Source organism: Novosphingobium sp. (assembly GCF_037133355.1).
In the GTDB taxonomy this organism is placed as follows: domain Bacteria; phylum Pseudomonadota; class Alphaproteobacteria; order Sphingomonadales; family Sphingomonadaceae; genus Novosphingobium.
The window spans coordinates 126,124-151,892 of record NZ_JBAXOI010000003.1 but is presented as its reverse complement, the minus strand read 5'-3'; the positions used below and the strand labels follow the sequence as shown (position 1 = coordinate 151,892).

22 protein-coding genes are annotated in these 25,769 nt (G+C 65.4%); 15 read left to right on the top strand and 7 right to left on the bottom strand.

What is annotated here, in order from left to right:
* Positions 1-3: 3 nt before the first annotated feature.
* Positions 4-768 carry a DUF4197 domain-containing protein gene (locus tag WCL10_RS04870; protein ID WP_336894503.1) on the bottom strand — a complete coding sequence of 255 codons (765 nt, stop codon included), beginning with the start codon at positions 766-768 and terminating at the stop codon, positions 4-6.
* A gap of 161 nt (positions 769-929) precedes the next feature.
* Here WCL10_RS04870 and WCL10_RS04865 point away from each other — a divergent pair, with 161 nt between their 5' ends.
* Positions 930-1,937: an NADP-dependent oxidoreductase gene (locus WCL10_RS04865; protein WP_336894502.1), complete on the top strand. Its 1,008-nt coding sequence runs from the start codon at positions 930-932 to the stop codon at positions 1,935-1,937.
* 1 nt (position 1,938) lies between these two features.
* On the opposite strand, the gene WCL10_RS04860 is transcribed toward WCL10_RS04865, so the two are convergent.
* Positions 1,939-3,354, bottom strand: coding sequence for a M20/M25/M40 family metallo-hydrolase (locus tag WCL10_RS04860; protein WP_336894501.1), 1,416 nt, complete (start codon positions 3,352-3,354; stop codon positions 1,939-1,941).
* Positions 3,355-3,489: 135 nt separating this feature from the next.
* On the opposite strand from WCL10_RS04860, the gene WCL10_RS04855 reads away from it, so the two are divergent.
* Both WCL10_RS04855 and WCL10_RS04850 read left to right on the top strand, forming a co-directional pair.
* Positions 3,490-5,877, top strand: coding sequence for a TonB-dependent receptor (locus WCL10_RS04855; protein WP_336894500.1), 2,388 nt, complete (start codon positions 3,490-3,492; stop codon positions 5,875-5,877).
* A 17-nt stretch (positions 5,878-5,894) separates the two neighbouring features.
* Positions 5,895-6,947 (top strand): hypothetical protein, encoded by a 1,053-nt coding sequence (locus tag WCL10_RS04850; RefSeq protein ID WP_336894609.1) that lies wholly within the window; start codon positions 5,895-5,897, stop codon positions 6,945-6,947.
* Between the two features lie 9 nt (positions 6,948-6,956).
* Here the strand turns inward: WCL10_RS04850 and WCL10_RS04845 are convergent, their stop codons facing one another.
* Complete coding sequence (locus WCL10_RS04845) at positions 6,957-7,493, bottom strand: hypothetical protein (RefSeq protein ID WP_336894499.1); 537 nt, start codon at positions 7,491-7,493, stop codon at positions 6,957-6,959.
* A gap of 127 nt (positions 7,494-7,620) precedes the next feature.
* On the opposite strand from WCL10_RS04845, the gene WCL10_RS04840 reads away from it, so the two are divergent.
* From WCL10_RS04840 to WCL10_RS04830, 3 genes are read left to right on the top strand one after another with little or no spacing between them, the layout of a single operon-like run.
* Positions 7,621-9,501: an FAD/NAD(P)-binding protein gene (locus tag WCL10_RS04840; RefSeq protein ID WP_336894498.1), complete on the top strand. Its 1,881-nt coding sequence runs from the start codon at positions 7,621-7,623 to the stop codon at positions 9,499-9,501.
* 4 nt (positions 9,502-9,505) lie between these two features.
* Entirely contained in the window at positions 9,506-10,126 is a 621-nt protein-coding gene (locus WCL10_RS04835) for a glutathione S-transferase family protein (RefSeq protein ID WP_336894497.1), read from the top strand.
* Positions 10,127-10,145: 19 nt separating this feature from the next.
* On the top strand, positions 10,146-11,288 hold the full coding sequence (locus WCL10_RS04830) for a M42 family metallopeptidase (RefSeq protein WP_336894496.1): 1,143 nt from the start codon (positions 10,146-10,148) through the stop codon (positions 11,286-11,288).
* A gap of 6 nt (positions 11,289-11,294) precedes the next feature.
* Here WCL10_RS04830 and WCL10_RS04825 read toward each other — a convergent pair whose 3' ends face one another.
* Complete coding sequence (locus tag WCL10_RS04825) at positions 11,295-12,713, bottom strand: sulfatase-like hydrolase/transferase (RefSeq protein WP_336894495.1); 1,419 nt, start codon at positions 12,711-12,713, stop codon at positions 11,295-11,297.
* A 177-nt stretch (positions 12,714-12,890) separates the two neighbouring features.
* Positions 12,891-15,146 (bottom strand): TonB-dependent receptor, encoded by a 2,256-nt coding sequence (locus WCL10_RS04820; protein WP_336894494.1) that lies wholly within the window; start codon positions 15,144-15,146, stop codon positions 12,891-12,893.
* Between the two features lie 338 nt (positions 15,147-15,484).
* Between WCL10_RS04820 and lepA the strand changes: the two genes are divergently transcribed.
* The 3 genes from lepA to WCL10_RS04805 all read left to right on the top strand — a co-directional run bounded on the left by lepA (position 15,485) and on the right by WCL10_RS04805 (position 19,186).
* The gene (gene lepA, locus WCL10_RS04815; RefSeq protein ID WP_336894493.1) at positions 15,485-17,287 is read left to right on the top strand and encodes a translation elongation factor 4; all 1,803 of its coding nucleotides are present in this window, start codon (positions 15,485-15,487) and stop codon (positions 17,285-17,287) included.
* A 315-nt stretch (positions 17,288-17,602) separates the two neighbouring features.
* Complete coding sequence (locus WCL10_RS04810; protein WP_336894492.1) at positions 17,603-18,475, top strand: HNH endonuclease; 873 nt, start codon at positions 17,603-17,605, stop codon at positions 18,473-18,475.
* Positions 18,476-18,865: 390 nt separating this feature from the next.
* Positions 18,866-19,186 (top strand): endonuclease domain-containing protein, encoded by a 321-nt coding sequence (locus tag WCL10_RS04805; protein ID WP_336894491.1) that lies wholly within the window; start codon positions 18,866-18,868, stop codon positions 19,184-19,186.
* Between the two features lie 76 nt (positions 19,187-19,262).
* Here the strand turns inward: WCL10_RS04805 and WCL10_RS04800 are convergent, their stop codons facing one another.
* Both WCL10_RS04800 and WCL10_RS04795 read right to left on the bottom strand, forming a co-directional pair.
* Positions 19,263-19,964, bottom strand: coding sequence for a hypothetical protein (locus WCL10_RS04800; protein ID WP_336894490.1), 702 nt, complete (start codon positions 19,962-19,964; stop codon positions 19,263-19,265).
* 163 nt (positions 19,965-20,127) lie between these two features.
* The gene (locus WCL10_RS04795; RefSeq protein ID WP_336894489.1) at positions 20,128-20,901 is read right to left on the bottom strand and encodes a glucose 1-dehydrogenase; all 774 of its coding nucleotides are present in this window, start codon (positions 20,899-20,901) and stop codon (positions 20,128-20,130) included.
* 120 nt (positions 20,902-21,021) lie between these two features.
* Here WCL10_RS04795 and kynB point away from each other — a divergent pair, with 120 nt between their 5' ends.
* The 6 genes from kynB (at position 21,022) to WCL10_RS04765 (ending at position 25,765) form a co-directional block, all read left to right on the top strand.
* Positions 21,022-21,660 (top strand): arylformamidase, encoded by a 639-nt coding sequence (gene kynB, locus WCL10_RS04790; protein ID WP_336894488.1) that lies wholly within the window; start codon positions 21,022-21,024, stop codon positions 21,658-21,660.
* Positions 21,657-22,895, top strand: coding sequence for a kynureninase (gene kynU, locus WCL10_RS04785; protein WP_336894487.1), 1,239 nt, complete (start codon positions 21,657-21,659; stop codon positions 22,893-22,895). The genes kynB and kynU overlap by 4 nt, the downstream gene beginning before the upstream one ends.
* 83 nt (positions 22,896-22,978) lie before the next feature.
* The gene (locus WCL10_RS04780) at positions 22,979-23,110 is read left to right on the top strand and encodes a hypothetical protein (RefSeq protein ID WP_336894486.1); all 132 of its coding nucleotides are present in this window, start codon (positions 22,979-22,981) and stop codon (positions 23,108-23,110) included.
* Positions 23,111-23,199: 89 nt separating this feature from the next.
* Positions 23,200-23,490, top strand: coding sequence for a DUF1330 domain-containing protein (locus tag WCL10_RS04775; RefSeq protein WP_336894485.1), 291 nt, complete (start codon positions 23,200-23,202; stop codon positions 23,488-23,490).
* Positions 23,491-23,532: 42 nt separating this feature from the next.
* Positions 23,533-24,825, top strand: coding sequence for an MFS transporter (locus tag WCL10_RS04770; RefSeq protein ID WP_336894484.1), 1,293 nt, complete (start codon positions 23,533-23,535; stop codon positions 24,823-24,825).
* Between the two features lie 31 nt (positions 24,826-24,856).
* On the top strand, positions 24,857-25,765 hold the full coding sequence (locus tag WCL10_RS04765) for a CmcJ/NvfI family oxidoreductase (RefSeq protein ID WP_336894483.1): 909 nt from the start codon (positions 24,857-24,859) through the stop codon (positions 25,763-25,765).
* The last annotated feature ends 4 nt before the right edge of the window (positions 25,766-25,769 follow it).

Here is a 25,769-nt window from a genome sequence, read left to right as displayed (position 1 = left end):
GGGCTACCTCCGCCCGAAGATTTTCGCGATCAGCTTGCTGCCCGTGCCCAGCGGGTTCGCGCGGATGGCGCGTTCCTGCTCGCCGAGATATAGGAACACGCCGTCGCTGGCCTTCTCCGTGACATAGCCGGTCAGATCCTTCGCGCCAAACTGTCCGCCCAGCAGGCTGCTCCGCGCGGTAAGGCGATCAAGCGCCTGGAAAGCCTTCACGCCCGACAGCGATCTTGCGACCACCGGGGTCATCGCCCACTGCAAGTCCGGGCCCATCGTGCGGCGGAAGTAGTCGGTGGCCGAGGTGTCGCCACCGGTGACGATGCCGAGTGCGTCGGTCACGGTCATGCGCGTGATCGCGGTCTTGAGCAGCGGCAGTGCCTTGCCCACCGCCCCTTCGGCGGCGGCGTTGAGCTTGCCCGAGAGGTCATCGGTTACCCCGGCGCGGCCGAGCGCTGAAAACAGCCCGTCAAGTTTGCCAAGTGCGCCGGGCAGACCGATCCGTACTTTGGGGTCGCCCGCAAAGCCGCCCGGCCTTCCAAGCTGGGCGACAACCCGTTCGGCCGCCTTGCCCAGCGCAAGCTTGAGCCCGCCGCTCGCTTCGGCGCTGGTCACATCGGGCGGCGGGGCGGTCGCAGTGTTCGGCGCGGTACTCGTCGTCGCAGGCCCGAGAATGCGGCCGAGCAGGGTGCCCGCATCCTGCACCGATTGTGCTGCGGCGGCCCCCGTGCAGAGCGCCTCGCATCCGGCAGCGAGCCAAACAATCCCGGTGCGCATAATCCGCCCTCGTTTGTGATCAGGCGTCCAGTCTGCGCTGTCCTAGCCGCATCGGCAAGGGGCGGACCTGCACCTCGAGGCATGCCTGCGCTAGTCAAAATGGCAATGGCGGGGGCGGGCACCGCCACCTAGCCCTCTTACCCTGACCAGGGAGCCCGACCATGCCGCACACCAATCGCCGCGTTTTCCTCCGGCAATACCGCGAAGGGCTGCCGCTGCTCGAGGATTTCGGGATCGAGGATGTCGAGATCACGTCTGTGCCCGAGGGACACGCGCTCGTCCGGGTCGATACGCTCTCGATGGACGCGTGGATCCGCACCACGCTTACCCCCGGCAGCTTCCATGAGACGGCCGACCTCGGCTCCACGATCCGTGCGCTCGGCGTCGGGCAGGTGGTCGAGAGCGCCAGCGACGCGCTGGTCGTTGGGGACTGGGTCTTTGGCCCGCTCTCGGCGCAGACCCATGCGCTGATGCCTGCCGCCGCGCTTACCAAGCTCGATCTCTCCAACAGCCTTCAGCCTCGCGATTTCGTTGGTCCGCTTGGCCTCACTACCGGCCTCACTGCCTGGGTTGGGCTGATCGCGGTCGCCGAAGTCAAGGCAGGCGATGTCGTGCTGGTCTCGGGCGCTGCCGGAGCGGTGGGCTCGATGGTGGTGCAGCTTGCCAAGGCGCACGGCGCGCGCGTGATCGGCATTGCCGGCGGGCCGGAGAAAGGCCGCTTCGTCACCGAAAAGCTCGGCGCCGATTACGCGATCGACTACAAGGCCGGCCATGTCGACGCCGAATTGCGCGCGGCGGCGCCCGGCGGCATCGATGTGTTCTTCGACAATGTCGGCGGCGAACTGCTCGACATCGCGCTCGACAACCTTGCTCCGGCCAATGCCCGCATCGCGATCTGCGGGGCGATCTCGCAATATTCCGATCTCGGCAACGTGCGCGGCCCCCGGCTCTACCTGCGCCTTGCCGAGCGCAACGCGATGATGAAGGGCTTCGTCGTCACCCACTACGCCGCGCGCTTCGGCGAAGCCAAGGCGGAGATCGCGGCCCTTATGCGTGATGGCAAGGTGAACCTCCCCGAACACGTGGTCGAAGGTATCGACCACTTCGCCGAGGCGCTCCTGATGCTCTTCGCCGGCGGCCATACCGGCAATCTGCTCGTGCAGCCCTAGGTCACTCCTGCGCCGCGTAGACCTTAGCGAGATCATAGAGGTAGTCGCGCGCCACGTAGACCGATTGCACCGATTGCCGCTCATCGAGCCCGTGGAGACCGTTGCCGTCGGGATCGAACAGCTGCCCCGGCGCGCCATAGGTCGGAATTCCCAGCGGCCCGAGATAGGTGGCATCCGTGGCCCAGGTCATCATCGCCGGCACCAGCGGCACCCCCGGGTAGTAGCGCGCAGCGAGCTTTTCGGCCGGGCCCATGATGCGCGGATCGAGCGGCGGCGGCACGGCGAGAGGGCGCACGCGGCCGGTCCGCGTCACGCTCACCTTGGCATCGCCGATCGCGCTCACCAGCGCCGCGCGGGTGGTATCCTCGTCCTCGCCGGGCACGATGCGGCAATTGATCGTCGCCTTGGCGCGCTGCGGCAGGGCATTGCTGGCATGACCAGCCTCCAGCAGCGTGGCCACGCAAGTCGTGCGCAGCATGGCGTTGAGCGTGCGGTCCGCAGAAACCGCCATCTCGGCTGCCTTGTCGGCCGGGTCCGCCGCCAGCTGAGCCATCGCCGCCCCCAGCGCATCCCGGCGCGCCGCGCCCACGACGGCGAAGTAGCGGCGCGTCGTATCGTTGAAGCGAACCGGAAACTTCAGCGCGCGCACCCGCTGCAGCGCATCCGCCATTTCGTAGATCGCATTGTCATCCACCGGCACCGAGCTGTGCCCGCCTGGATTGGTCGTCTGCAGCTCGAAGTTACGATAGGACTTCTCGCCGATCTGCATTGATTGGCTGAGCACTTTGCCGTGCCCGTCGGTCTCGCCGCGGCCGCCCTCGTTGAGCGCGAATTCGGCCGCAATCAGGTCGGGCCGGTGCTCCGCCAGCCACTGCGCCCCGTTCATCCGCGCCCCGGATTCCTCCCCGCAGGTCAGCGCCAGCTTGATCGTGCGTTTCGGCTTCACGCCATCGGCTTTCATGCGGATCAGCGTGTCGATCCAGATCGCATCGAGCATTTTCATGTCCGATGTTCCGCGCCCGTAGAAGTACCCGCCTTCCTCGATGAACTGGAAGGGATCACGAACCCAGTCCTCGCGCCGCGCGTTGACCACGTCGATATGGCCCAGCAGCAGCATCGGTTTCGCCTTGCGCGAAGTGCCCGGCACGGTGACCACCAGCCCCCCGTCGAGCGGGAAGGCCTCGTCCTTGAACAGCGTGATCTGAGCCTCGGCAAAGCCCGCCGCCTGAAACCGCAGCGCGATCTTTTCTGCAAGTGCGGTGCAGCTTCCGGTCGCAACCGAGGTATCGGTCTCGACCAGCTCGCGGAACAACTCGCGAAACAGTAGCTGATCCGCGCGCGGCGCCGGTTCGGCCGCGCGGGCCTGGCCAGCCAGAACCCCCAGCATCGCCGCCGCGCCCAGAAAGCTCCTGATCATCGCCTGTCGTCTCCATCGCGCCATTCACGCCCACATGGCCCCACATCATCGCCCGGCGCAACGCCAAACACGTCTGTAATCTCGCCGTCATCGCGGCTAACTAGAGCCGCAGGAACCCTGGAGGGGCTGGCGGCGATGAGCAGGACGAAGATCGGAACTTGGGGTGTATCGCTGACGGCGCTGGCGCTGGCGGCGCCGCTTCACGCGCAAGTCGCGGGGGAGGCAGACACCGCCGCCGCCGCTGGCGAGATTGTCGTCACCGCGCAGAAGCGCACCGAGAAGCTGCAGGATGTTCCGCTATCGATCCAGGCGCTGACCACCGAGGCGTTGGAGACGCGCAACGTGCGCAATTTCAACGACTACGCCAAGTTCCTGCCGAGCCTGTCCTTTTCGAGCTATGGGCCCGGACAGGCGGAAGTCTATTTCCGCGGCCTTTCCAACGGAAACCGTCTGTCGACCGGCTCGCTGCCGACCGTGGGCGTCTATCTCGACGAGCAGCCGGTCACGACGATCGGCTCGACGGTCGATGTCCATATCTATGATATCGCGCGGGTCGAGGCGCTTTCCGGCCCCCAGGGCACGCTGTTCGGCGCGAGCAGCGAGGCGGGCACCCTGCGGATCATCACCAACAAGCCCAGCACCAGTGGCTTCTCAGGCTCGGCCGACCTCACGCTTAACACCGTGGCGCACGGCAAGGCTGGCGGCATTGCCGAGAGCTACATCAACGTGCCCCTGTCCAACCGGGTGGCGCTGCGCGTGGTGGGCTTCTACCAATACGACGGCGGCTATATCGACAACATCCGCGCGCCACGGGGCGAGACCTATCCCACCTCGGGCATCGTGCGCGACAACAAGGCGCTGGTGGGTGCCGACCAGAACTCGATCGAGGCCTATGGTGGCCGCGCGGCGCTGAAAGTCGATCTCGACGACAACTGGACCGCCACGCTCACCGGTATCGGCCAGCACCAGACCTCGAACGGCACGTTCGCCTACAAACCCTCGCGCGGGGACCTCAAGACCAGCCGCTATTTCCCCGAAAGGCAGCAGGACAAGTGGGCGCAGGCCAGCCTCGCTATCGAGGGCAAGGTCGGCACCTTCGACCTGACCTACGCCGGGGCCTATTTCGAGCGCACCGCCGAATATACCTCGGACTATTCTGATTATGCCTATCTCTACGATACCTACTACGCCAGCTCGCCCGACTATTTCGGAAACAATTTCAAGGACAATGCCGGCAATCTGATCAACCCGGCGCAGACGGTGAGCCAGAACGAGCACTTCACCAAGCAGAGCCACGAACTGCGTCTTGCGTCGCCCTCCACCGACCGGCTGAGGATCGTTGCGGGGCTGTTCTACCAGCGCCAGACCAACAACTGGCGCAATCTCTACACCGTGCCGAACCTCGCCGATGCGCAGTCGGTCACCGGGCTGCCGGGGGTCAACTACGCCAATATCCAGTTCCGCACTGACCGCGACTATGCCGCCTTTGCCGAAGCCGCGCTCGATATCGTTCCCGCGCTTACGCTGACGGCGGGCCTGCGCGGCTACAAGTACGACAACGGCGTGGTCGGCTTCTTCGGCTTCAATGGCACGCGCTCGGCGGTGGGCGAGGCGCTGTGTTTCCCGGGGACCGTGGGCGCTTATGGCACTCAGCGCCCCTGCGACAACATCAACACCAAGGCGACCGGCTCGGGCGTGCGGCACAAGCTCAATCTCAGCTGGAAGGCAGCGCCGGGCAAGCTCCTCTACGCCACGTGGTCGACCGGCTTCCGCCCCGGCGGCATCAACCGCCGCCCCACCGCGCCGCCGTATGCGGTGGAGAAGCTGACCAATTACGAGATCGGTTGGAAGACCAGCTGGCTCGACGGCAAGGTCCTGTTCAACGGCGCGGTGTTCCTCGAAAAGCTCACCCAGGCGCAGTTTGCGGTGACGAGCGACCAGAACGGGATCACGGATATCGTCAATGCCGGCCGGGCGCGCTCGAAGGGGGTCGAGGCAGACCTCACCGTGCGGCCGGCGCGCGGCCTCTCGTTCCAGGCCTCGGGCACGCTGGTCGATGCGGTGATCACCACCGACCTTTGCAAGTATACCAATTCGGCGTTCGACTGCACGATCCCGAGCCCCTCGGGCAATGCCAATGCGCTGCGCGCGCCGGCAGGGACGCGTTTCTCGGGCTCACCGCGCTTCAAGGTCTCCGCGCTGGCCCGCTATGAATTCGCTATGGGCATGCTTGATGCGTTCGTACAGGCGGCAGCCTTCCATCAGTCCTCGGTCACTTCCGCGCTCGAGGTTGAAGAAGCGCGCCTCATTGGGCACCAGCCGACCTACACCACGGTCGATCTGTCAGCAGGGGTGAGCCGCGAGAACTGGTCGGCTTCGCTCACTGTCGAGAATGTCGGCGACAAGCGCGCGCAGCAGAGCCGCGGCGCGACTTGCTCGATCACGATTTGCGGTCCGGGCTCGATCGTGGTCTATCCCTTGCGCCCGCGTTTCATCAGCTTGCGCGTAGGGCGGCGGTTCTGATGCGGGAGAGAGTGGCGATGCGTGCATTCCTGATGGCCTTGCTCGTGCTGTTGGCCCCAGCGCTTGCCCGCGCGGAAGCCCCTGCCAATGACCAGCGCCTGATCCTCGTCACCATGGACGGCACGCGCTGGCAGGAGGTATTTCGCGGACCCGATGCTGCCCTGCTGGCAGACAAGCGCTTCACGCATCCCGATATGAAGGACGCCATCGAGAAATCGTGGAAGCGCGGCGCAGATCTGATGCCGTTCCTCCACAGCCTGCCCGCGCGCGGCGGCGTGCTCACCGGCAATCGCGATGCGGGCCAGTGCATGGCCGTAACCAACGCGATGTGGTTCTCCTACCCCGGCTACAACGAGATCTTCACCGGCCGCGCCGATCCGGCGATCACCAGCAACGACAAGATCCCGAACCGCAACACGACGTTCTTCGAATGGCTGAACCGCAGGCCGGGCTTTGCCGGACAGGTGCGCGGTTATGGCAACTGGGATGTCTTTCCCTTCATCATCAACGACAAGCGCAGCGGTGTTCCGGTCAATGCCGAACTGGGCGGGGCCTATCCTACCGAAACCTCGGTCATGCGCCGCGCGATGGATGCCCTGCGCGAAAAGGGGCCGCGCGTGCTCTACATCGGCCTCGGTGATACCGACGAGTTCGCGCATATGGGGCACTACGAGCACTATCTCGAAGCAATCAACCGCGACGACGACTTCATCGCCGAACTGTGGCGCATGGTCGAGGCCGATCCCGCCTGGCGCGGCAAGACCACGCTCATCGTCACGACAGACCACGGCCGCGGTGCCGCACCGGGGGCTGCCTGGACTGAACACGGCAGCGCCGAATCCGTGCGGCTCGATCCAGCCGGGTTCACCATTGCCGATCCCGCAGGGTTCCCCGGCTCGGACCAGATCTGGCTCGCCGCCATCGGCCCCGGCGTCCATGCCGCCGCGCCGGGAAGCGGGTGCCTCACGCAAAGCCAGATTGCCGCCAGCGCACTCACCGCGCTGGGCGAGGACTGGCGGGCCTTCGACGCCGGGGCAGGGGCCCCGCTGCCGTTCTTCGTGGGTCGCTGACGGCGCGCGCTATTTCTTGCGCACCCACTTGAGGTCGTAGTCGGTCGTCCACGTCGCCCCGCCATCCTCGGTGCCGATCGCCAGCTCGCGCACCGTGCCGTCGGGCATGGCATAGAGCGTCCAGTGCCGCAGCCGCACCTTGCCGCCCGGCAGAGGCTTCTCGGTCACGTAGCGCATCTCGCCCGGCTTCACGAGATTGCCGCGAAAGACCGTCGCCGCGCCGTCGTCGGTCGCCCAGGTATAGCCCCACGATCCCAGCAGGCGCGAATAGTTGAACAGGCCGATGCCGTTGCCGGTGGGCCGCCCATCGGTTTTCTTCCAGTGCTCCTCGATCACACAATCGTTGAGGATCAAGGTCATCGTCACTTCGTCGGTCTTCTTGTCGCCGGTGTAGACGTCCCAGCTGCCCAGCGTGAAATCCTGCTCGCGGAACCTGGGATCGTTGCGGCAGGTGTCGGCCGGGTTTGCCGGTGCCTGGGCGATAACGGGTGCCGCAGCGGGAGCGGCAAGTAGCAGGGCAAGGGCGGCAAGCAGCGGGCGGGGCATCGGCGGTCTCCTGATCGTCACTTCGCGATGAGGCCGCAATTTGAACGATTGCGCAAGGGCGGATGATGATTACAAATCATGGCGAGGGTCTGCGCTGCCAGACCCGCTTGCCAAGGGGAGACGGCGGATGGCCGAATGGTCTGATCGGGAACTGGGGCTCCATCTGCCCATCGCGCGGCGTGACTTCATCGGCGGTGTTGCCGCAGGCGCCGCGCTCGCGGCGGCACCGGCTGCGCTGGCGCAGGCGGCTCCGGCGGATGCGGCCGCCGCGAACTATCCCCCGCTCAAGCAGGGGCTGCGCGGCCAGTATCCCGGCTCGTTCGAGGCCGCGCACGATGCGCGCGACGGCGCCTATGGCGGCGCGGTGGTGGCCGAGGACAGCGGTGAGCACTATGACCTTGTCATCGTCGGCGGCGGTATTTCGGGTCTCTCGGCGGCCTACTTCTACCGTCAGGCGCTCGGTGACGACCGCAAGATCCTGATCCTCGACAACCACGACGATTTCGGCGGCCACGCCAAGCGCAACGAGTTCCACTACGAGGGCCGCACGATCCTTGCCTACGGCGGCACGATGAGCATTGAATCGCCGTTCCCCTACAGCTTCACCTCGAAGAAGCTCATGGCCGATCTCGGCGTCGATCTGACCAGCTACGAGCGTTATGAAACCAAGGCCTACGAAGGTCTCGGCTCGGCCACCTTCTTCGACAAGGAGCACTTCCTTGCCGACAAGCTCGTCACCGGCACGGGCAAGAAGCCCTGGCCACAGTTCTTCGCCGAGGCCCCGCTGACGCCTGCGGTGCGCGCGGACCTGACGCGCATCTACACCGACAAGCTAGACTACCTGCCGGACATGGGGCCCGAGGCGAAGGCCCAGTATCTGCGCCATATCAGCTATCAGGACTATCTCCTGAAGCATGCGAAGATGCTGCCCGAAAGCCTGCCGTACTTCCTCGGCCAGTATTTCCGCAACAACAAGCGCGTCGATACGCTGCCGGCATGGGAAGCCGCGCTCGGCGGCCGCTCGCCCGGGTTTGCCGGCATGAAACTGCCCGAGCAGATCACGGCGGAAGCGCAGCATTTCCATTGGCCGGACGGCAACGCCACTGTCGCGCGCCTCCTGGTCAGCCGCCTTGTCCCGGGCGTCTTCCCTTCCAGCAAGCTCGATCAGGAAAGCGTCGTCCTGGCGCCTGCAACATACTCTGCGCTCGACAACCCGGCGAACCCGACGCGCATCCGCCTCTCCAGCATGGTGATCCGCGCCGAACATGTGGGCGAGGTCACGCGCAACACCGAAAAGGCCGTGCGCGTCGTCTATGTGAAGGATGGCAAGCGCATCGCCGTCACCGGGGCCAACGTCATCATGGCCTGCTTCAACATGGTCATCCCGTTCATCGTCCCCGCGCTGCCTGCCGCGCAGAAGGAGGCACTGCACTATGCCTCCAAGGTGCCGATGCAATACACCAACGTGCTGCTGAAGAACTGGCGCCCCTGGGCCAAGCTCGGCGTCAAATCGATCAGCGCCCCCAACGGCTACCATATCGGCGCCTCGCTCGACACGCCGATGAATATCGGCGGCTATGCCAGCGCCTTGACGCCGGACGAGCCGGTGGTGATCCACATGACCCGCAACCCCAATCAGCCGGGCCTGCCGCGCAAGGAGCAGAACCGTCTTGGCCGCGCTGCCATGCTGGCAGAGGATTATCCCACGATCGAGCGCGAAATTCGCATGCAGCTCCAGCGCATGCTCGGGCCTGCAGGTTTCAATGCCGCGCGCGATATCGCCGCGATCACTGTCAACCGCTGGCCCCACGGCTACGCCTATACCTACGACACGCTGGGCGATCCGGACATCCCGGACGAACAGCGGCCCCACATCCTCGGCCGCCAGACCTTCGGCCGCATCGCTATCGCCAATGCCGATGCGGCGGGCAGTGCCTTCACCAACACGGCCATCGACATGGGCGAACGCGCCGTCCAGGAATGCCTCATCAGCCGTGGCCTGATCTGAACCGATGATCGAACTCTACCACTGCCACAACGCCCGCTCCTTCCGTGCACTCTGGGCGCTTGAGGAAATGGGCCTGCCCTACAAGCTCCACATGCTCCCGTTTCCCCCGCGCGTGCGGGTGCCAGAATACCTCGAGCAGAACCCCCTCGGCACGATCCCGCTCCTGGTGGATGGCGCAACACGGATGACCGAATCCAGCGCCATCCCCCAATACCTCGCCACCCGCTACGGCCCCACGCCGCTGGCCCTCACGCCGGACGAGGCCGACTACGGCCTCTGGCTCGACTGGCTCCATCGTAGCGAGGCGACGCTCACTTTTCCGCAGACCATCGTCCTGCGCTACACCCGCTTCGAACCCGACGAGCGCAAGCTCAAGCAGGCCGCCGACGACTACACGCAGTGGTTCTTCTCGCGCCTGAAGCACCTGACCCGCGCGCTCGAAGGCAGGGACTGGCTCTGCGCCGGGCGGTTTACGATGGCCGATATCTGCACCGCCTACGCCCTGCTCCTCGCGAAGGACTTGGGGCTGGACTACAAGTTCACACCGGAAATTGCCGCTTATTGGGAGCGCTGCTCAGCGCGCCCGGCGTATCTCGCCGCCCAAGCTGCGCAGGACAGCCAGTAACCCACCTCGGAGCCTCCTCATGAAGCGCCTCTCCCTCGCCGCCACTGCCCTCGGGCTGATCCTCGCCGCGCCGATCGCTGCGCAGGATCGTACCGCCGATCTGCTGCGCGATCTTTCCAATGCCGCCGGGCCTCCGGGCTTCGAGGAACCAGTCCGCAAGATCATGGTCGAGCGGATGAAGCCGCTGGCCGATGAGCTGCGCTATGATGGCCTTGGCTCGGTCATCGCTCGGCAGGGCAGCAGCGGGCCGAGGATCATGCTCGATGCCCATATGGACGAGCTTGGCGGCGTGGTGCGCCGCGCAACGCCTGATGGCTTCCTCACCATGCAGATGCTGGGCGGCTGGCTCGATCAGGCACTGGCCGGCCAGCGCTGGATCATCCTCGGCAGCAAGGGCCCGGTCCATGCCGTCACCTCAATCCGCGATATCCACCTCGCAGGCCCCGACGAGCGCGGCGTGCTGATCAAGCGTGATGCCGTGTTCCTTGATGTCGGCGCGAAGACCGCTGCCGAGGTCGCTGCGCTCGGCCTTTCGCCCGGCGATCCGGTGGTGCCCGACAGTCCGTTCCTTGAACTCAACGGCACCGGCAACTATGCGGGCAAGGCGTGGGATGACCGCGTCGGCTGCGCCGTCCTCCTGCTCGCAATGGAGCGCCTCAAGGCCAGCGGCCATCCCAATCAGGTGTTCTTCACCGCCACCGTGCAGGAAGAAATCGGCCTGCGCGGCGCGCGCGCGTCCACCGCGCTGATCAAGCCCGACATCGGCATTGCCATCGAAGGCGGGGTGGTTGGCGATTCCGGCGGCGCGAAGGCAGAGGAAAGCCAGGTCAAGCTCGGCGCAGGGCCCGGAATGTTCCTCTATGACAGCAGCGCGCTGCCCAACCGCAAGCTGGTCGCGTTGGTAAAGGACACTGCCGCCACAGCCAAGCTCCCGCTCCAGCTCGATCTGGTGCAGGGCTACGGCGACGACAGCGCCGAAATGCAGACCGTCGGCGGCGGCGCGCCGACTGTGAACCTCGTTGTCCCCGCGCGCTACACCCACGTTCACACCGGCGTGATCAACCGCCGCGATTTCGATCAGATGGTCGATCTGGTGGTCGCGCTGATCAAGCGGCTGGATGCGAAGACGGTGGAGCGCCTGCGCGATTTCACGCCGGAGTAGTGGGCTCTAGTCCACCACCCCATAATGATCCGCGAGGTTCTTCCCCGTAATCCCATGCGTGAAGGACTTCGCATCCAGCGGCAGCATCGTCTCGTCCCATTCCGCCCACGCGGTCGCCAGCGCCTTGAACACTTCCGGCTCGCGCGCCTTCAGGTTTGCGCGCTCCATCGGATCGGCGACCACGTCGAACAGGAAGCTCTGCTCTCCGATCTTGAGGTACTTCCATTTGCCGCTGCGCGCCGCCTGCTGGCCATGGTTCTTGTAGCGCCAGAACAGTGAGCGTTCGGGCAGGCTTCCGCCCACCATCGCGGGCCGGATATCGATCCCGTCCGGCTTGCGCGCAGCATCCGGCGCCGCGCCCGCCGCCGCCAGAAACGTCGGCAGCCAGTCCATAGAGATCACTTGCGCGTCGCTCGTCGAACCCGCCGTCGTCACCCCCGGCCAGCGCACGATGGCCGGAATACGAAGCCCCCCTTCGAGCAGCTCGGTCTTGCGCCCGCTGAAGGGCCACGTAGCCGAAAACCGCTCGCCGCCATTGTCGCTGGTGAAGACCACGATGGTATTGTCCGCTTGCCCCGAAGCGGCCAGCGTATCGAGCACGCGTCCCACCTGATAGTCGAGCCGTGTCACCATCTTCGCATAGGTCGCCAGCGAGCCGCCGTCGTAATGCATGAGCGCGTCGCCCGGGCCGGCTGCTTCCAGCCGCCGCGATTCCGCCTCGTCGCCCAGGGCTTCCCACGGCCAGTGCGGCGCGGTGAAATGCAGGCTCATGAACCACGGCTTCGGCTGCTTGCCCCCCGCGCCGATCGCCGCAATCGCGTGCTCGGCCATCATGTCAGTGAGGTAGCCCGCCTGCTCCACCGGGGTCGGCCCGTCCCACAAATCGAGTTTCCCGTCAGTACCCTTGTGTGTGTAGTAATCCACGCCCCCGCTGCGGATGCCCCAGAAATGGTCATAGCCGCTCTGCAGCGGATCGAACGCGGGGAAGCTGCCGAGGTGCCACTTGCCGATCAGCGAAGTGGCATAGCCCGCCGCTTTGAGCTGTGCAGGCAGGGTGGGCTCACCGGCCGGCAACCCCACATCCTTGCGGTCCGCCAGCGGCTCCTCCAGCCCAATTGGCAGCCTATACTGATAGCGCCCGGTGATCAGCGCCACGCGCGTCGCGGTGCACACGCAGGAGTTGGCATAGGCGCTGGTAAACCGCAGCCCCTCACGCGCCAACGCATCGATGCGCGGCGTGGCATAGTCCGTGCGGCCATAGCACGAGAGGTCCGCAAACCCCATGTCGTCGGCCATGATGTAGAGAATGTTGGGCCGCCGCGGCGGTGCGGTCGCCAGTGCTGGTGCGCCCAGTAGTGCAGCGGCGGCAGCGCCGCCAGCCAGCGCATCGCGGCGGGTGATCTTGGGATTTGGAATGAGCGCCATGGCGCGAAAACCTCCACGAATACGGGCAATCCTCGCGGAGGTCGCGCCGGGTCTTTGTGGAGCAAGGGCTAGAGTCCGTCTGGCGGGCCGTCTACCCAATTCAGCGCGGGGGTACGCCGCGTCAGCAAAAAGGGGCGGCGGCCAGACCTCGTATGAGGCCCGGCCGCCATGTATTCTTCAGAACTTCACGCTGCCGCGCACGCCAAACGTGCGGGGTGCCTGGAACTGATAATTGTTTGCGCCTGCGTTGAAGTTCTGCGTCGCATTGGCCAGCACCTGCTTGTCGAAGATGTTGCGCACATAGGCCTGAACTTCCCAGAAGCTGTCTTGCGGCGCAAACTTCAGCGAAGCATTGGCCAGCACATATTCCTGCGACTGCGTATCGGCGGTGTTGAACACCGAATAATAGAAGTCCGAGGAATACTTTGCGTCGATCCGCGCGGTGAACTTGCCCCAGGAAACGGGGATTTCCTGCTCGATCCCGCCCGATGCGGTGAAGCCCGGCGCGTTGGGCAGGCGGTTGCCGCTGATGTTGATGGCCGCCGGCGGGCTGGCGCCGTTGTTGATGGTGATGCCATCGCCAAACTTGGTGTGCAGGTAGGTCGCGTTGATGTTGATCCGCGTGCCTTGTCCGATCAGCGCAACCGCGCTGCCTTCGATGCCGAAGATCGAGGCGTTGCCCACATTGAACACGCCTGAACCGCTGCTCGTCGCGCTGGTGAACTGCGAGCCCTGATAACCCTTGTACTTGAAATAGAAGGCGGTGGCGTTGAGCTGCAGCGTGTTGCCCATGAGCGAGTTCTTGGTGCCAAGCTCGAAGGAGTCGAGCGTTTCGGGGCCGTAATCGACCGAAGGCGCGCTGCCGTTCGAGTTGAAGCCGCCCGATTTGTAGCCGCGGTCATACTTGGCATAGATCAACGTGCCGGGGGCGGGGCGGTAGTTGAGGCCCACATGCCAGGTCGGTTCGCCCTTGCTGAGATTGCCATTGCCCGGCGTCGTCAGCGGGAAGGGCGGGCATGAACCCGGATTGGGGAAATCGTTGCCGCAGAGCGGGAATGCGAGCGCGGGCAGGCTGAGCACGGCATTGCCGGTGCGCACCTTCTTGTCCCAGGTATAGCGTCCGCCCACGCTCAGCTGGAATTGATCGGTAAGATCGTATTCGATCTGCCCGAACAGCGCCTGCGAGCGGGTCAGGATGTTGTAGTCGAACTTGATGCCATAGCGGTTGGACTGGTCGGCATTGGGCACGCCGGTCAGGAAGCCGCCGGGGCCGAACAGTGGGCCGGTCATATCGAGGTTGAAGATCCCCGAATTGACGACGTTCTTCTCCTGGAAATAGAAGTACCCGGCCTGGAAAAAGAGCTTGCCGTCCTTGTCGTTGCTCACGCGGAATTCGTGGTTCCAGGTCTTGGGAGTTTCCTGCTGGCGGAATTGGCGGTTGGCGGGATAGCCGCCGGTGGCGTCGAGCCGGTTGCGCCAGTCCTGGCTGTCATAACCGCCGGTGTAGATGAAATTGAGGCCCATCTGGCTCGCATAAGCCACTTCCCAGCGCGCCCGATCGCTGTCGAGCTTGGTGTTGGTCGGTGCGCTGCTGAGGAACTTCTTGGCGTCGCCAAAGTCGGGGGTCGGCCCTCCGAGCGGGCCGCGGAACTGGGCATCGCTGTTCACATCGCGGGCGTCGTGCTGATAGGAAACCCAGGCAGAGAGGCCATTGTCGCCCTTGTAGAGCGCCTGGATGCGGCCCGACTTGAAGTTCTCGTCATCCCCGTCAAATGCGGGGCCGTCTGATTTACGGTAGCCCTTGTGGCTCAGCACAGTGCCCGAAGCGCGCACCGCAAAACCTGGCGCGAGCATCACGTTGACCCCGGCTTCGCCGTTGAAGGTCCTGAAATTGCCTGCCTCGGCGCTGGCATAGCCGCCGGTGCGCATTTCGGGGCGGTTGGTCACGATGCTGACGAGGCCGCCGGTCGAGTTGCGACCCTGCAGCGTGCCTTGCGGCCCTTTGAGCACTTCGACCCGCGCCACGTCGTAGAACGAGGAGTTGATCGTGAACGAGCGGTTGGTGAAAAACCCGTCGCGCGTGATCGGCACCGAAGGATCGCCGATTTCGGTCACGTCGGTAGAGGCAATGCCGCGCACTGCGACATAGGCCGCACCGGTCGAATTGGTCACGTTGAGGCTGGGATCGATCTGCGACAGATCACGCACCGTGTTGACGCCCTGATCGGCAAGCGCCGCAGCGGTATAGACGTTGAGGGCGATCGGCGTGTCCTGCGCAGCGGTTGCAACGCGGTTTGCCGTCACGACAATTTCGCCGAGGCCTGCGGGTGCCTTTGCAGCGTCGGTGTCGGCAGCTTCCTGGGCCAGAGCAGGCGCGGCAAGCGCGAACAGGCTTGCGCCCAGCAGGTTTGCAACGGCGGTGGCGGCCTTCATGGATTCTCCCCTCGGATTAGAATCTTTTGAGCGAATTAGATTAGTAATGATCATTCTAATATAGCGAACCAAAATGGACGTCAAGCTGGATGGCCTCGGGGCTTGGAAACCGGGGCTGTCCTACAGGCCCGCGATCTGCGATGTACGCGCGATGCTCGTCACGCCGACAAACTGCGCTGCTGCCGCTCGTTGGATGCTGATCGACCGTATCGAGCAAACGTCGTCCACTGATCGGATGCAAGTATTCGCCAGGACAGTGTCAACCGTGTCAACCACCCGCAAGCCGCTTCCCGGACGGACCTGATGACACCGCGCGCCTGCGCTGCTAACGGCGGCGCATGACCGACCTTTCGCTGATCCGTAATTTTAGCATTATAGCGCACATTGACCACGGCAAGTCGACGCTTGCCGACCGGCTGATCCAGTTCACCGGGGGGCTTGCCGAGCGCGAGATGAGTGAGCAAGTCCTTGATAACATGGACATCGAGCGCGAGCGCGGGATTACCATCAAGGCGCAGACCGTGCGGCTCGACTATACCGGCAAGGACGGGCGCACCTATCAGCTCAACCTGATGGACACCCCCGGCCACGTCGACTTCGCCTACGAAGTCAGCCGCAGCCTCGCCGCCTGCGAGGGCGCGCTGCTGGTGGTCGATGCGGCGCAGGGCGTCGAGGCGCAGACGCTGGCCAACGTCTACCAGTCGATCGAGCACGACCACGAGATCGTGCCGGTGATCAACAAGATCGACCTCCCCGCCGCCGAGCCCGAAAAGGTCCGCGCCGAGATCGAGGAAGTGATCGGCATCGACGCGAGCCAGGCCGTGCTGACCAGCGCCAAGTCCGGCATCGGCATCGAGGAAGTGCTCGACGCCATCGTCGCGCGCATCCCCCCGCCGGGCGGCGACCGCGACAAGCCGCTCAAGGCCATGCTGGTCGACTCATGGTACGACCCCTACCTCGGCGTCGTTATCCTCGTGCGCGTGATCGACGGCGTCATCAAGAAGGGCCTCCAGGTCAAGTTCATGGCCGGCGGCACCGAGCATCTGATCGACCGCGTCGGCTGCATGCGCCCCAAGATCGAGCAGCTCGCCGAACTCGGCCCCGGCGAGATCGGCTTCATCACCGCGCAGATCAAGGAAGTGGCGCAGGCCCGCGTGGGTGACACGATCACCACGGTGAAGAACGGCGCAACCGTGGCACTGGACGGCTTCAAGGAAGTCCAGCCGGTCGTCTTCTGCGGCCTGTTCCCGGTCGATGCGGCGGACTTTGAAAAGCTGCGCGAAAGCATCGGCAAGCTGCGCCTCAACGATGCCAGCTTCAGCTTCGAGATGGAAAGCAGCGCCGCATTGGGCTTCGGCTTCCGCTGCGGCTTCCTCGGCCTCCTCCACCTAGAGATCATCCAGGAACGCCTCAGCCGCGAATACGACCTCGACCTCATCACCACCGCGCCTTCGGTGGTCTACCGCCTCTCGATGACCGACGGCACGGTAAAGGAACTGCACAACCCGGCCGACATGCCCGATCCGGTCAAGATCCGCGAAATGGAAGAGCCGTGGATCAAGGCGACGATCTACACACCGGACGAATACCTCGGCTCGATCCTCAAGCTCTGCCAGGACCGCCGCGGCATCCAGACCGGCCTCACCTATGTCGGCGGCCGCGCGCAAGTGACCTATGAACTGCCGCTCAACGAGGTGGTGTTCGATTTCTACGACCGCCTCAAGTCGATCAGCCGCGGCTACGCGAGCTTCGACTACGAGCAGATCGGCCTTCGCGAAGGCGATCTCGTGATGATGAACATCCTCGTCAACAACGAGCCGGTCGACGCGCTCTCGATGGTCGTCCACCGCAGCCAGGCTGACCCGCGCGGGCGGCATCTGGTGGAGCGCCTCAAGGACCTCATCCCGCGGCACATGTTCAAGATCCCGATCCAGGCCGCAATCGGCGCCAAGGTGATCGCGCGCGAGACGATCAGCGCGATGCGCAAGGACGTGACGGCCAAGTGCTATGGCGGCGACATCAGCCGCAAGAAGAAGCTGCTGGAAAAGCAGAAAGAGGGCAAGAAGCGCATGCGGGACTATGGCAATGTGACCATCCCGCAGGAGGCGTTTATTGCGGCTTTGAGGATGGGCGAGGAGTGAAGTCGCCCCGCCGACGTTTGCGCAGCAAACGGTAGGCTGGAAGCCGGTCCGCGTAAGCTGATCACCCGAACCGGCCGGGGGCCGGGAGCCTCAAGCGAACCGAGCCCGGAGGCGGCGCGGCTTTGCCGTGGCGGTTCTTTTCTTCTTCTCTTGCCTTCTTCCGCTTAACCCCTCCGACCCGCCTGCGGCGGGCCACCTCCCCATTTGTGCTGCGCAAAAATGGGGAGGACCTTGGAGGAGCGATCAAGCCGGACTGCATTGCCCAGGCAAAAAACGACCCTGGCGCAGGCAGCGTTCACTCGATACCTTCGCATCATGGCATTTGGCATCTTCGTCCATCGCGCGGACTCGATCTATGATGACGCGCCATCGTCGCGGTATCAGTTTCCAAAGCCGTATCTGGGCCGAGCCAAGCCGCTTGAGGGTGGTTGGATCGTATACTACGAACCCTCTAAAGTGCCGCAATCGCGGGGCTATTTCGCTGTGGCGAAGGTTGCCCGGATTGTCCCTGACACTTCCATCAACGACATGTTCGTCGCTGAAATCGAACCAGAAACGTATCTCGATTTTGTCACACCGGTTCCGCTCAATGCGCCGGACGGTCAGCGCAACGAACGCGGGCTCGGAGGCCGTGCACAATGGGCTGTACGCGACCTCTCACCAGAGGACTTTCGGCGGATCACTGCGCTTGGATTGCCGGAGCAGGAGGATTTTCTGCCGCGCGTGGGCGAAGTGCCCGATGATCGTTTGCAAGAGCCGCGCGTTCCCTTCGAAGTGGAACGGACCATTGTTCAATCGCTCCTTTCCCGACCGAAGCGTGACTACCTGTTCAGGCGCGCTGTTCTCGCTGCATACGATAGCCGCTGCGCCGTTACCGGGTGGAAGCTCATCAACGGAGGCGGGCGAGCGGAAGCTGAGGCCGCTCATATAAGACCGGTCGAGAAGGGTGGGCCGGATAGCGTGCAAAACGGCATGGCATTGACGGGTACGCTGCACTGGATGTTTGATCGGGGGCTCATCGGTTTCTCAGATGATTTGGACATCATCATTTCGCGGCAGGTGAATGATCGCAGCAGCGTTGAGGCGATGATCAACCCGACGGGTAGAGCGCTTGCTCCCGAAAGACCGGGGCTGAGGCCGCATCCGATGTTTTTGCGCTGGCACAGAGAGAATTGTTTGAAACAATAGTTTTCGCCAATTACCCCTCCGTCAGCGCTTCGCGCTGCCACCTCCCCATTTGCCCCTTCGACAAGCTCAGGGGAAAATGGGGAGGACCTATAGTTGTGATGGCCCATTTGCTTCTTCGGCAGGCTCAGGGGAAAATGGGGAGGGGCTTGGGGCGGGTTGGGCCTTGGCTTCTCTTGAGATTATCGGTGCCTTCCGATTTTGCCCCTCCGACCCGTTTCGCGGGCCACCTCCCCATTTGTGCCTGCGGCAAAAATGGGGAGGACCTTGCAGGAATGGTGCCATCTTTTCTGGCCCTCCCCGTTTTTGCGCAGCACAAACGGGGAGGTGGCATTGGCGCAGCCAATGACGGAGGGGTTCTTGCCGAGGCCGAAGCAACCGCGCGACGTTCCCTTGGCGCGCAGGCTGCGCGCGGAGCCGAGTTTGCCGGAAGCGCTGCTGTGGCGGCATTTGCGGCTTCAGCCGGATGGGGTGAAGATCCGCCGTCAGCATCCGCTGGGGGATTGGGTGCTGGATTTCTACTGTGCGGCCGCAAAGGTTGCTTTCGAGATTGATGGCGTGGCCCATGATATGGGGGACCGGCCTTTGCGGGACTTGCGGCGGGATGAGGCGCTGGGGGCGCTGGGGATCGCGGTGGTGCGGATCGCGGCGGTGGATGTGTTGCGCTCGCCGGAGGGGGTGGCGGAGAGTATTGTGCGGTATTGTCGGCGTTGATGGCCCCTCCGTCAGCGCTTCGCGCTGCCACCTCCCCATTTGCACTTCGTGAAAATGGGGAGGAGCTTTGCTTGGCTTACTCAGCTTCTTTCGGTGGGGGGAGCGCCAGCCAGTTGGGCATGTGGGGGGCTTTGCCGGCGGCTCTGGCTTCGGCTTCGGCCGTGAGGAACGCATCGTAGGCTTCGCGGGCGGGGGCGGGGAGGGCTTCGTACCAGTGGCGGTTGGCCTCGGTGAAGCGGGAGAGGACGTCGGGTGAAGCTTTCGCTGCCTTGGTGCGGGCGGCGGCTGCTTCGGCTTCGTACTCGGCCTGCCACTGCTTTTTCAGCTTGGCGATTTCGCCTCTGGTGGGCGCATCGTGGCGGGCGCTGGCCTTGAAGCGTTTGCTGGCGCGGTTTCTGAGCAGGAACATCAGGAGGCGGTCGTTGTAGACCTTGCGGCTGCCGACGACGGCGCCGAAGTGGTAGACCGGGACTTCGACGCCATGGAGCGCGCGGTCCATCGCGACATCTTCTAGGCGCTGGACGCCGAGGGCGAGGGCGGCTTCCCAGGCCTTGCGGAATTCCTCCGCTTGCGGGTGACGGCGCAGGAGATAGGCGCCTTCGGGGGTCATGTTGACGGCGTGGGCGGCGCGTTTGACACTGCCGGTATCGGCGAGCGCTTCGATGAAGCCGCGCTGGCGCTGCGGCGTCCAGCCATCGAAGCGTTCGCGCTGGCGGGGGACGGGGGTGAAATCGGGGAGCGTGCCTTTGGCGGCGGGCTGGCGGGAGCGGTCTTTCATGCGCGGCCTCGGTTCGTTGCGGAAAGCGGGCGCGGCTATGGCATGAAGGTGGACTTGTAGGACAGAACAAAATGAGAACTTCAATACCCCTCCGACCCGCTTTGCGGGCCACCTCCCCATTTGGGCTTCGCCAAAATGGGGAGGGCCTGGGGCGGGCTGCTTTTCAGCTTGCGGTGAAGCCGCCGTCTACCACCAGTTCGGAGCCGGTCATGAAGGCGGCGCGGTCCGAGGCGAGGAAGGTGACGGCGTCGGCGATGTTTTGCGGCACGCCGAAGTGGCCGAGCGGGTGGAGATTGGAAAAGCTGGCGCGGGTGTCGTTTTCGCCGGTGCCGGTGGCGGCGGCGAACTGGGAGACGAGATCGCGGCCCATGTCGGTTTCGATGATCCCGGGGTGGATCGAATTGCAGCGGATGCGCGAGGGCGCGAGTTCCACCGCCACGCCCTTGGTGAAGAGGCGGACGGCGCCCTTGCTGGCGTTGTAGCAGCTGACCAGCGGGCTGCCGACGAGGCCGGCGACCGAGGAGAGGTTGATGATCGAAGTGCCGCCGGTCCACTGGTTCGCGCGCTCGGCGAGGAGCGGGACGGCGTGCTTGCAGCCGAGGAACACGCCTTCGACATTGACGCTGTGGAGGCGGCGCCAGTCTTCGAGCGTGGTTTCGGTGAGGGGCCGGGCGAAGAACAGCCCGGCGTTGTTGACGAGGATGTCGAGCCCGCCGGCGGCTTCGCGGGCGAAGGCCATGGTCTGGATCCAGCTTTGCTCGTCGGTCACGTCGTGCGCGCGGGCGAGGCCGCCGAGCTCTTCCGCGAGAGCTTCGGGCGCGGCGAGATCGGTGACGATGACATGCGCGCCGAGCGCGGCGAGGGCGCGGGCGGAGGCCTCGCCAATGCCGCGCGAGGCGCCGGTTACGAGGGCGATGCGGCCGGCTAGTTCAGTCATGGGCGTCTCTCTCCATCGGTTTTTGTTTGCGGGCATCCTAGCGCCGATTTTGCCGATGGCCACTGCGGGGGGCGCAACTTTTGGGTTCGCGGTTTGGGCGCACGGCGATAGGACCGTGGCATGACGATCATCGATATCACGCAGCGGCTCGATGCGCGGACGCCGCTTTGGCCGGGGGAGCCGCCGTTGGTGCTGGGGCAGCATGCGGTGATCGGGCCCGATTGTCCGGTGAATGTGGGCGCGCTTTCGCTGCCGCTGCATGCCGGGACGCACGCCGACGCGCCGTTTCACTATGATGCGGCGGGGCAGACCAGCGCCGAGACCGCGCTGGAGCCCTATATCGGGCGCTGCGTGGTGGTGGATGTGCGCCATGCTGCCGGGGCGGCGGTCGAGGTGGGGGATATCGACTGGGCCTGGCTGGAGGCGGCGAGGGCGCCCCGGGTGCTGCTGCGCACTTATGCGCGCTTTCCGCATGAGGCCTGGGATTCGGGCTTTCGCGCGGTTTCGGCGGCGGTGATCGGGCGGTTGGCCGGGCTGGGGGTGGTGCTGATCGGCACTGATGCGGCCTCGCTCGATCCGGAGACCTCGAAGACGATGGACGCGCACCATGCCGTGCGCGCGGCGGACATGCGCATTCTGGAGGGGCTGGTGCTGGATGGGGTGGAGCCGGGGGTTTACGAGCTGATCGCGCTGCCGCTGCCGCTCGCCGGGGCGGATGCGAGCCCGGTGCGCGCGGTGCTGCGGACGATTGCGGCATGAGCCGGGATCGGGCTGCACTGGAGGCGCTTGACCGGGAGGATCCGCTGCGCGGGTTTCGCCAGCGGTTCGCGCTGCCGGAGGGGGTGCTCTACCTTGATGGCAATTCGCTCGGCGCGCTGCCGCGAGCGGCCATGGCGCGGCTGGAGCGCACGGTCGTGGAGGAATGGGGCGAGGGGCTGATCACTTCGTGGCTGGCCGCCGACTGGATGGAAGCGCCGCGCCGGGTGGGGGACAAGATCGCGGCGCTGATCGGCGCCGGGCCGGGCGAGGTGATCGTGGCGGATTCGACCTCGGTCAACGTGTTCAAGGCGGTGACGGCGGCGCTCTCGCTGCGGCCGGAGCGGTCGGTGATCCTCTCCGAGACGGGCAATTTCCCGACCGACCTCTACATGATGCAGGGGATTGCGGCCTTCTCTGGCGGGCGGGTGCGCGCCGAGGCGGTGGCGGGCGATGCGGTGCTTGGGCGGCTGGGCGAGGACGTGGCGGTGCTGCTGCTCACGCAGGTCCACTACAAGACCGGCGCGGTGCACGACATGGCCGAAATGACGCGGGCCGCGCATGCGGCGGGTGCGCTGGTGGTCTGGGACCTGAGCCATAGCGCGGGGGCGATTCCGGTCGATCTGAATGGCGCGGGCGCCGATTTCGCGGTGGGCTGCGGCTACAAGTTCCTCAATGGCGGGCCGGGCGCGCCGGCCTATCTGTTTGCCGCGCAGAGGCACCACGGCGCGGCGGTGCCGGTGCTTTCGGGCTGGCTGGGCCATGCCGAACCCTTCGCCTTCGAGGACGGCTACCGGCCGGCCGACGGGATCGCGCGCTTTCTCTGCGGGACGCCGCCGGTGCTGGGTATGGCGGCACTGGAGTGCGGGGTGGACCTCATGGCCGAGGCGGACATGGGGGCGCTGCGGGACAAGTCGCTGCGGCTGGGGCGGATCTTCATGGAGCTCATGGAGACGCACTGCGGCGAATTCGGCTTCACGCTGGTGAGCCCGCGCGAGGATGCGCGGCGGGGGAGCCAGGTGAGCTTTGCGCATCCGCAAGGGTACGGGATCATGCAGGCGCTCAAGGAGCGGGGCGTGATCGGCGATTTCCGCGCGCCTGATGTGCTGCGCTTCGGCCTGACGCCGCTTTATCTGCGGTATGCGGACATGCTGGAGGCGGTGCTCCAGATCCGCGCAGTTTGCGAAACGCGCGCGTGGTATGATCCGCGCTGGAAGGTGCGTGCGGCGGTGACCTGAGCGCGGTGTAACCCAACGGAGCCTCGTGACGAACCTTCAAGCAGCGGTCGCGACGGCGCGGCGCGGCTTCAAGGAGAAAGACCATGCAGGACCCTATCCAAACGACCGACAAGTCCGGCTTTGCCGCGATCTTCGGCACCGGCTTTGGCCTTGTCGCGATTGGCGCGGCTGCCGTGATCGGCGCGCTGCTGGGCGCAGTCATGATGATGCACTGAGGCGTTTGCGCCGGGCGGGCGCCGTCCGGTCTCAGCCCCTTGCGCCTTGGCAGGGGGCGGCTAGACTGGATGGCGGAAGGAACCCGAAAATGGCAGCTTACATCGTCTTTATCCGCAATAGCGTGACCGACCAGGCCGAAATGGACCAGTATAACGCCAAGGCCGGTGCAAGCACCGCGGGCCATGCGCTGACTCCGCTGGCGTTCTATGGTCCGAACGAGACGCTGGAGGGCGATCCCGCCGAAGGTGTGGTGCTGCTGCGCTTCGAGGATATGGCCGCTGCGCGCGCCTGGTACGACAGCGCGGCCTATCAGGAGGCGCTCCCGCACCGGTTGAAGGGTGCCGATTACCGCGTGATCTTGACCGAAGGGGTTGGCTAAAGGCGGCTTCCCCAAGCCGCTCGGCTGAGGCATGATGGTCTGATGGCTCCCGCTCACCAGACCATTTCGCACCGATCCATGCTGATCGCGGGCTTTTCGACCGTGGTCGAATGGTACGACTTCACGCTCTACATCTACGTCGCGACGATCCTGTCGCGGGTGATGTTCGGCGGAGGAGAGGGATCGCTGGCGGCGGTGCTGGCGGGCTTTGCGGTGTCTTACCTGATGCGGCCGCTGGGCGCGCTGGCAATGGGCCATTATGGCGACCGGCACGGGCGGCGGCGGGCCATGCTGCTTTCGATGGCAGTGATGACCGCGGCCATGCTCGCCTGCGCGCTGCTGCCGACTTATGCGATGATCGGCCCGGCGGCGGGCCTGCTGCTGCTGGCGCTGCGCTGCGTGATGGCCTTTGCGGTCGGCGGGGAATACACCGGCGTGGTTGCCTACCTGATCGAGGGCGCGGGGCCGCGGCGGCGCGGGCTCATCACCAGCTGCGCTTCGGCGGCGAGCGAGGTGGGCGCGCTGCTGGCGGTGGGCGTGGCGGCGGTGACCGCATGGGCGCTCCCGGCCGAGGTGCTCGACAGCTGGGGCTGGCGCATTCCCTTCCTCGTCGGCGCGCTGCTTGCGGGCGGCGTGCTGATGGCGCGCGCGAACATGGACGAATCGCCCGAATTCGAGCGCCAGCGCGCGGCGGGCACTGTCCCCGCCAATCCCCTGCGCCATGCCATTACACACCAGCGCGCCGGCATCGTGCGCGGCTTTGCGATCTCGGCGCTGGGGTCGATCAGCTATTACGTGGGGATCACCTATGTGCCTGCTTTCCTCGCCTCGGTGGGAGCCGTGAGCGAGGGCGCGGGGTTGGCGCTTTCGACCGTGGCGGCACTTGTGGTGATCGTGGTGACACCGCTGGTCGGCGCGCTTTCGGATCATGTCGGGCGGCGGCCAGTGCTGATCGGGATTGCGCTGGCCTGCGCGGCGGGGCCGATCACCCTGTTTACGCTCATGGCGCACGGCGGCGTGTGGCCGGCGCTGGTGGGCGCGGTGCTGCTCGCCGCGCTGGGCGGCGCGTGGAGCGCGGTGGGCGCGGTGGCGACGGCCGAGCAGTTTTCCGGCGAGGCGCGGCTCTCCGGGCTGGCGCTCGGCGTCACCAGCGCGACGGCGGTGTTTGGCGGGCTGACACCCTGGATCGCGCAGCACTTGCTCGAAGTCAGCCAATGGCCCGCAGCGCCCGGGGCGATGATCGCGGTCGTGGCAGCCGCGATCCTGCCGGTGCTCTGGCGCATTCCCGAGACCGCGCCGATGGCGGGCTGGACAGCCGAGCCGCAACCGATATAGTTCGTATAGCTAACGAAATTCGGAGAGGTCCATGGCGACGCTGGCGGCAGACGATATCGAGGATACGGCCCGCGAGGCCCCGGCGCTGATCCGCTACCTCGACGAAGGCGATTTCGTGACCCGGCGCTATGTTAGCCAGGGCGCCGAAATGAACACGGGGGATTACCGCGACTATGCCGTGACGGTGCGTGACGGCATGCCGATCCGCGACCACTTTGCGCTTGATACGCATGGATTTGTGATCGGCAAGCACGTGACGGCAATTGCCGATTTCCATGACAAGGCAGGGGTCGACGCGGGATACCAGCGCGAGGTCGAGGCGCTGGTCGCGCGGCTGACGGGCGCGGACAAAGTGGCGACCCAAGGGTGGATGATCCGCACCTCGGGCGATCTCTCGCAACGCGCGCAGGAGAAGGTCGAGGGCTATGTCCATTCGGGCGGGATCCAGCCCCCGGCGGGCGAGGCGCATGTCGATTACAACGAGCTTACCGGCAAGCGCGCGGCGGCGCGGGTCTATGGCCAGGCGTTTCCCGACGGGCCCGGCTACAAGCGCTATATCTGCTTCTCGCTGTGGCGCACGTTCTCGCCGGGGCCGCAGGACTGGCCGCTTGCTGTGTGCGACGGGCGCACTGTTTCGGATGAGGAGACCGCGTCGAACACCCTTTTCGTGGTCGATGAATTCCCCACCGGCGATGCATTGACCGCCCCGGTCGAGGGCGAGGACCAGATGATCGCGGCGACGATCTTCCGCTACCGGGCTGCGCATCGCTGGTGGTATTTTGCGAACATGGCGGCGGACGACGTGCTGCTGTTCAAGTTCCAGGACAGCGACCACTCGGTGACCTGGCGCTGCCCCCACACCGCGTTCCACGATACCAGCCTGCCAGATGCGAAGATCCGCGAGAGCATCGAGGTGCGCGGCGTGGCGTTTTTCGAATAGGGGC